At 69.3% G+C, this 349-nt stretch carries 1 pseudogene; it reads left to right on the top strand.

The features are described 5' to 3' along the window. A pseudogene (locus tag IEZ17_RS41530) lies at nt 1-349 on the top strand (cysteine hydrolase family protein); the annotation flags it as partial.

The raw sequence follows: 349 nt of genomic DNA, 5'->3' as shown, positions 1-349 counted from the left end.
GCGGTGCGATCGAGGCGGCCCGCGCCGCGGAGATGCCGGTGATCTACGTGGTCGTCCGATTCCGCGCCGGGCACCCTGAGGCCATCGCGCGCAACAATATGCTCCGTGGGCTCGGCGACGGCATCTGGTTACCGACGAGGACCCGGGCGCCGAGATCCACCCGGACATCGCACCGCGGCCCGCCGATCTCGTCGTGACCAGGACGCGGGTCAGCGCCTTCGTGGGCAGCGACCTCGACCTGCTCCTGCGCGCCCGCGAGATCGACAGCCTTGTTCTCACCGGCATCGCCACCAGCGGTGTAGTGCTCTACACCCTGTGCCAAGCCAACGACCTGGACTTCGGCCTCACC

The organism is Streptomyces albospinus (assembly GCF_014648695.1).
Lineage (GTDB): Bacteria > Actinomycetota > Actinomycetes > Streptomycetales > Streptomycetaceae > Streptomyces > Streptomyces albospinus.
This window is presented reverse-complemented; position numbering and strand designations above follow the sequence as displayed.